6 protein-coding genes and 1 pseudogene are annotated in these 8,341 nt (G+C 64.0%); 3 read left to right on the forward strand and 4 right to left on the reverse strand.

Translation table 11 applies throughout. The features are described 5' to 3' along the window. Nucleotides 1-80 precede the first annotated feature (80 nt). Entirely contained in the window at nucleotides 81-1,049 is a 969-nt protein-coding gene (locus LJ655_RS27595) for a LysR family transcriptional regulator (RefSeq protein ID WP_230564337.1), read from the forward strand. A 40-nt stretch (nucleotides 1,050-1,089) separates the two neighbouring features. On the opposite strand, the gene LJ655_RS27600 is transcribed toward LJ655_RS27595, so the two are convergent. Next, nucleotides 1,090-2,700, reverse strand: coding sequence for a GMC family oxidoreductase (locus LJ655_RS27600; protein WP_230564338.1), 1,611 nt, complete (start codon nucleotides 2,698-2,700; stop codon nucleotides 1,090-1,092). Nucleotides 2,701-3,039: 339 nt separating this feature from the next. Between LJ655_RS27600 and LJ655_RS27605 the strand changes: the two genes are divergently transcribed. Further along, nucleotides 3,040-4,728: an isovaleryl-CoA dehydrogenase gene (locus LJ655_RS27605; RefSeq protein WP_230564339.1), complete on the forward strand. Its 1,689-nt coding sequence runs from the start codon at nucleotides 3,040-3,042 to the stop codon at nucleotides 4,726-4,728. Between the two features lie 109 nt (nucleotides 4,729-4,837). After that, nucleotides 4,838-6,256 carry a coniferyl aldehyde dehydrogenase gene (locus LJ655_RS27610; RefSeq protein ID WP_230564340.1) on the forward strand — a complete coding sequence of 473 codons (1,419 nt, stop codon included), beginning with the start codon at nucleotides 4,838-4,840 and terminating at the stop codon, nucleotides 6,254-6,256. 429 nt (nucleotides 6,257-6,685) lie between these two features. On the opposite strand, the gene LJ655_RS27615 is transcribed toward LJ655_RS27610, so the two are convergent. From LJ655_RS27615 to LJ655_RS27625, 3 genes and pseudogenes are all read right to left on the reverse strand, one after another. Further along, nucleotides 6,686-7,405, reverse strand: a complete 720-nt coding sequence (locus LJ655_RS27615) for an immunity 52 family protein (protein WP_230564341.1) — start codon at nucleotides 7,403-7,405, stop codon at nucleotides 6,686-6,688. Nucleotides 7,406-7,411: 6 nt separating this feature from the next. After that, nucleotides 7,412-7,813, reverse strand: a complete 402-nt coding sequence (locus LJ655_RS27620; RefSeq protein WP_230564342.1) for a restriction endonuclease fold toxin 5 domain-containing protein — start codon at nucleotides 7,811-7,813, stop codon at nucleotides 7,412-7,414. A gap of 236 nt (nucleotides 7,814-8,049) precedes the next feature. Then, nucleotides 8,050-8,341 (reverse strand): annotated as a pseudogene (locus LJ655_RS27625) (hypothetical protein); the annotation flags it as partial.

Consider the following 8,341-nt stretch of genomic DNA (forward strand, 5'->3'; position numbering starts at 1 on the left):
AATAGGGTGCGCCGGGGCATAAATAACATGACTTACAATCGCCCAAGCCATTCCAATCTGGAATTCTTGAGACCGCAATCATGGAACTCCGTGCGCTGCGCTATTTCGTCGAAGTGGTCCGTCAACAGAGTTTTACGATCGCCGCCGAGCAGATGTTCGTCACGCAGCCGACCATCAGCAAGATGGTCAAGTCGCTCGAGGATGAGATCGGCTCGCCGCTGCTCCTGCGCGACGGCCGCCAGATGGTGCTCACCGACGTCGGCCGGATCGTCTATCAGCGCGGCCAGGACGTCCTCGCCGCGCACGCGCAGCTACAGGCCGAACTGAACGATCTCGACACGCTCGGGCGCGGCGAACTGACAATCGGGATTCCGCCGATGGGCGGAGCCCTCTTCACGCCTGCTATCGCGGCGTTCCGCCAACGTTATCCCAAGATCGAGCTGAAGCTGTTCGAGCAGGGCTCGCGCGCGATCGAAGCCGCGCTGGTCAGCGGCGAACTGGAACTCGGCGGGGTGCTGCAACCGGTCGATCCCGACAGCATCGACGTGCTGCCGATGTCGCGCCAGTTGCTGTGGCTCGTCGCGCGCACCGGCTCGCGCTGGGACGCGTCGAACGAGGTGCCGCTCGCGCAGCTCGCGAACGAACCGTTCGTGTTTTATGGCGAGAGCCTCGCGTTGAACGATGTCGTGCTGAACGCGTGCCGCGCGGCGGGATTTGCACCGGCGATCGTCGGGCGCAGTGGACATTGGGACTTCATGGCGGCGCTGGTGCTGGCCGGCGTCGGCATCGCGCTGCTGCCGGCGCCGTATTGCCGGCGGCTCGATCCCGCGCAGTTCACGTGCCGGCCGGTCGTCGAGCCGGAGATTCCCTGGGAAATGGCGATCGGCTGGCGCCGCAACGGCTATCTGTCGCACGCCGCGCGCGCATGGCTCGACGTCGCGCGCGAAACACTGCCGGCGCACGTCAGCGACGATTTCATGCCCGGACCGGGAATCGGGTTCAGCGGGATCGCGCTGCCCGATGGCGCGCAGACACCCGCGGGCGAGTGACGCGCGGGCACGTCACCTGCCGTCGGCGTCGCCAGCATCGTTACGCCCTGCCGCCTTCCCGCCGGTTCGTCGCGATCAACTCCGCGGCCCGGTCACCAATCATCACCGTCGGTGAATTGGTATTGCCGCCGATCAAGGTCGGCATCACCGACGCATCGACGATCCTCAACCCCGACACGCCGCGCACGCGCAATTGCGGATCGACGACCGAGCGCGCGTCGCCGCCCATGCGGCAGGTCGCGACCGGGTGATAGATCGTGTCGGCATGCTCGGCGATCGTCTGGCGCAACTCCGCGTCCGACTGCCCCGGGCGCGTGTGCAACTCCTCGCCCCCATGCAATGCGAGCGACGGGGCGTCGAGAATGCGCCGCGCCATCTTCACGCCTTCAACGAGCAGGTCGAGATCGCGCGCATCGCTCAGAAAGCGCGGATCGATCAGCGGCGCGACGCGCGCATCGGCGCTCGCGAGTTTCACGGTGCCCCGGCTGTGCGGACGCAGCACGCACACGTGCAGCGAATAGCCGTGGCCCCAATGCATGCGACGGTTGTGGTCGTCGACGAGCGCAGCGCAGAAATGCAATTGCAGATCAGGCCGCGCGAGCGTTGGCCGGCTCTTCAGAAAACCGCCCGCCTCGGCGACATTGCTCGACAGCATGCCGCGCCCGTGTCGCATGAACGTGATGAACTGCGGCAGCATCCGCGCGATGCCGCGCACCGAGAAACCGGTCGGCTCGATCGACCTCACGCGCTTGTTGATGGTGAAATCGATGTGATCGATCAGGTTCTTGCCGACTTCGGGCGCATCGTGCAGCACGTCGATGCCGAGTGAGCGCAAATGCCCCGCCGGACCGATCCCTGAGCACATCAACAGTTGCGGGGAGTTGAACGCGCCCGCTGCGAGCACGACCTCGGCGCGCGCATCGAGCGTTTCGGTGCGGCCGCCGCGCGCGATCTCGACGCCGCGCGCGCGCTTGCCGTCGAACACGACGCGCAACACGGTGGCGTCGGCAATGGTGTGCAGATTCGCGCGCGGCCGGTCGTAGATATAGGCGCGCGCGACGCTGCAGCGTCGCCCGTCGCGCTGCGTGACCTGATAAAAGCCGATGCCTTCCTGGTCCGCGCCGTTGAAATCGTCGTTCGCCTTGTAGCCCGCTTCCATCGCGGCCTGCACGAAGCGCTTCGAGAACGGATTCTTGAAGCGCAGTTCGGACACGCTCAGCGGACCGCCCTCGCCGTGCCACGCATCGGCGCCGCGCTGGTTGTCTTCGGCACGGCGGAAATACGGCAGCACCTCGGCCCACGACCAGCCGTCGCAGCCGAGCCGCGCCCACTCGTCGTAATCGAGCGGATGGCCGCGCGTGTAGATCATCGCGTTGATCGCACTCGATCCGCCGAAGCCGCGTCCGCGCGGCTGATAGCCCAGACGGCCGGCGAGCCCCGGCTGCGGCGTGGTCAGGTAGCCGTAGTTGGTCTTCAGCTTGTTCGGCACCACCGCCGCGACGCCGACCGGCATGTTCACGAACAGATTGCGCTCGGTGTGGGGACCGGCTTCAATCAGCGCGATGGTCGCGTCGGGACAGCGATCCGCGAGACGGCTCGCGAGCGGGCAGCCGCCCGACCCCGCGCCGACGATGATGTAGTCGTACTGCATGCGCTCCTCCAGGTGGGCCGCGTTGCTCGCGGACCCTGTCTCGTGCACACTTGTCTGCGTGTGTTTTCTGCGCATTTTAGGGAGCGTTCCGGGGCTGCGGCGGCTGAGTGACAGAACGATTCCTCTAAACGCCGGGGGCATCGCGCCCCTATGATGCAAGGCGCGCACGGCCCCGCGCGCGCAGCCGTCGACCGGCCGGGCGCGGCATTCAAACCCGGCGCGGCGCGCACTCTCCTTCCCGCATGCGGCATCACGCGCGGCGCTCGAACCGGCGCCTCGACGCGTATCGGATCGCCGTGCGCAAAGCGGCGCACAATACACGAAGCACGGAGACAGCAGATGGAACGGCACGGCTTCGGCCAGACTCACGAGGTGACGAATCAGGCCCCGCCGCTCGCGGACTACAACCTGTTCGCGAGCGACGCCGCTTTGAGCGCGGCTGTCGAACGCGACGGCGCGCGCTGGCATCGCGAGGCGCTGCTACGACACGGCGCGGCGCTGACGACGCCCGCCACCCTCGCGCTCGCCGAACTCGCCAATCGCCACACGCCGGAGCTGATCACGCATAGCCCGCGCGGCGAGCGCATCGACGCGCTCGAGTTTCATCCCGCGTGGCATGAACTGCTCGCGCTGCTGCGGCGCGAAGGGCTGCACGCGCTGCCGTTCTCCGAGCCGCAAACCGGCGCGATGGCCGCGCGCTGCGCGGGCTACTTCATGCATGCGCAGATCGAATCGGGCTCGCTGTGTCCGCTGACGATGACGTTCGCGAGCATCCCCGTGTTGCAGCGCGAAACCGCGCTGTTCGGCCCGCTGCGCGACGCGCTGTACACGCGCGAGCACGATCCGCGCGACGTGCCGCTCACGCAGAAACGCTCCGCGATGATCGGCATGGGCATGACCGAGAAACAGGGCGGCTCGGACGTGCGCAGCAACCAGACGCACGCGCATGCGCTCGACGGCGCCGGCGGACGCGGCGCCGCCTACCGGCTCGTCGGTCATAAGTGGTTCTTCTCGGCGCCGCAGTGCGACGCGCATCTGGTGCTCGCGCGCACCGGCACACACGAGGGGCTGTCGTGCTTTTTCGTGCCGCGCTTTGCGCCCGACGGCAGCAAGAACGCGGTGCAGATCCAGCGTCTGAAGGACAAGCTCGGCAATCGCTCCAACGCAAGCGGCGAAGTCGAATTTCTCGACGCGTACGGCGTGATGATCGGCGATGAAGGACGCGGCGTGCCGACCATCATCGAGATGGCGAACTACACGCGGCTCGATTGCGTGATTGGCAGCGCCGCATTGATGCGCGCGGCGCTCGTGCAGGCGATCCATCATGCGCGGCATCGCAGCGCGTTCGGCCGGCACCTCGCCGAGCAGCCGCTGATGCGCAACGTGCTGGCAGATCTCGCGCTCGAGTCCGAGGCGGCGACCGTGCTGTTCATGCGTCTTGCGCGCGCCTTCGAGGAATCCGCCGATGCGTCCTCGGCAACATCCGTCGAACGTGCCTGGCGTCGCATCGTTACGCCGGCCGCGAAGTACTGGGTCTGCAAGCGCGCGCTCGAATTCACCGGCGAGGCGATGGAGGTCTGGGGCGGCAACGGCTACGTCGAAACCGGGCCGATGGCGCGCTTCTATCGCGAGGCGCCGGTCAACTCCATCTGGGAAGGCTCGGGCAACGTGATGTGCCTCGACGTACTGCGGGCGATGGAGCGCGAGCCGCAAGCCGCGCAGGCTTTGTTCGCCGCATGGCGGGACGTCGCGCGCGGGCATCCGGCGTTGGGCGCGGCGCTCGCGCGCCTCACCGCGATGCTGAGCGATGCGCCCGAGCAGCGCGAGGCGTCGGCGCGCCGCATCGCGCAACAGATCGTGCTGATCGCGCAGGCGACCTTGCTCGCGCAATATGCGCCGGCCATAGTCGCCGACGCGTTCATCGCGACGCGTCTCGCCGATGGCTGCGGCGAAAGCGGCCGCGTGTATGGCACGCTGCCGGCCACGTTCGATCACGCGGCGCTCGTCGAGCGCGCGTTTGCCGCGTAAGCGCGGCTCACACGCAAAACGCCCGAGCGCACCGCTCGCAACCCCGACTCAACCTCAAACCAATAAACGCGCTCGACGCGCGTGGTCATCCATCTGGGAGTGGACTCATATGAAGAACGATCTGTCGGGGCTCGCCGCGCTCGAAGCGCTGCTGCGCGATCAACGTCACGCGTATCTGCGCGCGCCGTATCCGTCGTGGGACACGCGCGCGACGCATCTGCGCGCGCTTCGCAAGCTGATGCTCGACAATCGCGACGCGCTCGCCGACGCGATGCACGCGGACTTCGGCAATCGCGCGAAGGAAGAAGTGCTGCTCGCCGAATTCCTGCTCGTGAAGGAAGAGATCGATGCCGCATTGCGTCACGGCAAGCGCTGGATGAAAGCGCAGCGCCGCCGCACCAACAAGTGGCTGCTGCCGGCGCGCGCGAAGGTGGTGCCGCAGCCGCTCGGCGTAGTCGGCATCATCGTGCCGTGGAATTATCCGGTGCTGCTCGCGGTTGGGCCGCTGATCAGCGCGCTGACGGCCGGCAATCGCGCGATCGTCAAGATGTCCGAACTGACGCCGCGGACCTCGGCGCTATTCGAGCAACTGATCGGCCAGACCTTCGCGCGCAATCACGTCGCGGTCGTCAACGGCGATGCGGCGCTCGCCGCCGCGTTCAGCGCGCAGCCGTTCGACCATCTGCTGTTTACCGGCTCGACGAAGGTCGGTCACGAAGTGATGCGCGCGGCGGCCGAACACCTGACACCCGTGACGCTTGAACTCGGCGGCAAGTCCCCGGCGCTGATCGGCGCGCATGCGCGTTTCGACAACGCGGTCGACAACGTGGTCGCCGGCAAGACGCTGAACGCCGGGCAGACCTGCGTCGCGCCCGACTACGTGCTGGTGCCGCGCGGCAAGGAGCAGGCGTTCATCGAACGGGCGCGCATGCGGATGGCGAAGATGTATCCGGACTTCGCGCGCAACCCGGACTACACGTCGATCATTTCGGCGCGGCACTTCGAGCGGCTCGAACGTCTGGCCGACGAAGCGCAGGCAGCCGGCGCGCGCGTGCATCCGTTGACCGACGCGCTGCCCGACGCGGCGAGCCGGCGCTTTCCGCTCGTCGCCGTGACCGGCGCGCCCGATGATTGCGCGCTGATGCAGGAGGAGATTTTTGGGCCGCTCCTGCCGCTGGTGCCGTATGACACGCTTGACGATGCGATCGCGTGGATCAATGCGCGGCCGCGGCCGCTGGCGCTCTATCTCTATGCCGACGATGCGAGGACGGTCGAGCGTGTCACGCTTGAAACGGTGGCGGGTGGGATGGCGGTTAACGAGACGCTGATGCATCTTGCGTGTGAGAGTTTGCCGTTCGGCGGGGTCGGGGCGAGTGGGATGGGGGCGTACCACGGGTATGAGGGGTTTGTTACTTTTTCCAAGATGAAGCCGGTGCTCACGCAGGCGCGGTTCAATGCGCGGGGGTTGATTTCGCCGCCATACGGTAGGCGCGTGAACGCGTTGTTGAAGTTGATGATGAGGTTTTGATTTGCCCTTCGGGCGGGGTTGGGGCGTTTTTGGTGGTGTTCTTTGTGGTGTTGGCCTTTCCTTGCTGTCTTATCGGTCTATTGGCGTTGCCCCTGTGCGGGGCATCATACTGGTAAACCCGTATTCCTTGCAACCCTTATGGGATAAGGCTTCCAGCCGATGACCCCGCTACAGTGCTCATTGAAATTTGCTCCGGGGGGAGCAGGGGGGAGATCGCGGGAGCTTTGCGGAAACCCGCATGGTACAGGCTCCCGCAACGGCTGGTCCGCAACGTGCAGGCCTGTTGTCTCGCCAGACTGGTGCTCCTTCCAGCGCAGTACGTCTGCATCTGACGCTCGAATGAAACACCCCGCCGAGGGGGGCCATCAACGAGGTAGCACAGTCTTACCTGATCGCCTTGCCTGTCGGCGTCACGCGCTACGCACAAGATCAAAGATCAATGAATCGCGGCAACAGGTCCTGGTCCGCAAGGCGGATTTCGATATCGTTCGCCGCCTTGACGTGCGCGCGGTTGTTCACGTCGAACACTTCATCCGTCACGCTGACGATAATCGTGCCTTGCTGCTTGCCATCGCGCATGACCGGGCTCAGGGCGCGAGCCTCAGGAACCTGGGCCGCTGTAAGAGTATGCGGTAGATAGAGCATCCAGCTTACGCCGGGGCGATCGTCGAATACTTTTTCGCGCGAATACTTTGCCGGGCCTAATGATGCATAGCTCGACTCGTAAAGCTCTGCCAGCTTGGCAACAACGTCGCTTGAAGACCTGTAATCTCCCAGTCGCGACGATTTTTCATCACGCTCTCCCAATATAATTCTCAGCATATCTGGCATCGAATCGGCACTACTGGTTAAACTGAATGATGCACCTTCCTGAGAGGAATTCTCCCCATTCCAAATTGCAAACAGCTTAATGGAGTCCTTGTTCTCCGCCTCAATCCCACCAACTGCCTCATTCGTAGGGATATAGCCGGTAAAAACCGCGGTTCGGAGGGAGTCCGCAAGATCATCCCCCTTGAGATACCAGTTTCCACCTAGTTTTTGATCCTTGTCCGCTATAAATTTGACAAACATACCAATCCGCTCAAGCTGAAGCTGGACACTACGTTGTCTGGCAGCGTTAGCGTCACGGTAAAGAGATAATATTTCCATGATTTTTCAAGGAAGGAAAACAGAGGGAACACCGGATATACTTAACACATCAAACATATGATGTCTGGTTCTTTCCGTCTCAAAATACCACATCACCCTAGACGGCGGATTATTTCGCACGACCCGCCCGTGCTTTCGTATGGTTTTTGCCATTGCATCAAATCCTCGAAAATAGAACACTGGCTGATCGTTGTCATCGAGAAATTGGTCATAGTTGCCTTTTGCCTCTTGCAATAGACATTGTGCGACAACGAAACCATCGAAGTCGATTTCTTCCGGTTCATTGGCCGGATGCCAGGCCCATTCCATGTTCCACCCGTCTCTAGTCTCGCGGCCTTTTCCGTCAGTAGTTATCCCGTATTCGTAGCCAGTGATACGAGCCTGATAACGGCGCGGCTCCGGGTTCATGCTGTGATTCCGCCTCACTTTCTCACCCTTTTCCGGTGGGCACTTGCAGGGCCTTTCGCGTTCGCGGGACCGGTCACGCGGTAGTTCGCCCCATCCGCCCTCTGCACCCGCGCCAGTGCCACTGCCGCCCGTAGAACCGGCAGGCGGTGCGGGGGTCGGGACTGGAACGGGCATAGGCATTGCCTGCGCCATTGCGTTCCCTGCACTTCCAAGTGTCGCCGGGAATGGAATACCCATCAGCGTTTCCCCTTCATTTCCTGTTGTCTTTTATGCGTTACCTGCATCAGCATTTCGAATCGCTGTTCAGCCGGAACGCCCGGTTTGTGCAGCCACGCCACGACCGCCGGTATCCAGTAAAACCCCGGCGTGGTCGCCTCCACATACAGGAAATCGACTATCGGCACGTCACGCGTAAAGCGCAGCATCCTTGTTTGCGCGAAGGCTGCATTAAGCCGATCTCGCAAGGTCGGATCATTGGCGAGCGCGGGATAGTCGCGCACGATATGGCCGCGGATAAAGTCCACATAG

Origin of the sequence: Paraburkholderia translucens, assembly GCF_020881035.1 — a bacterium.
Taxonomy (GTDB): Bacteria; Pseudomonadota; Gammaproteobacteria; order Burkholderiales; family Burkholderiaceae; genus Paraburkholderia; species Paraburkholderia translucens.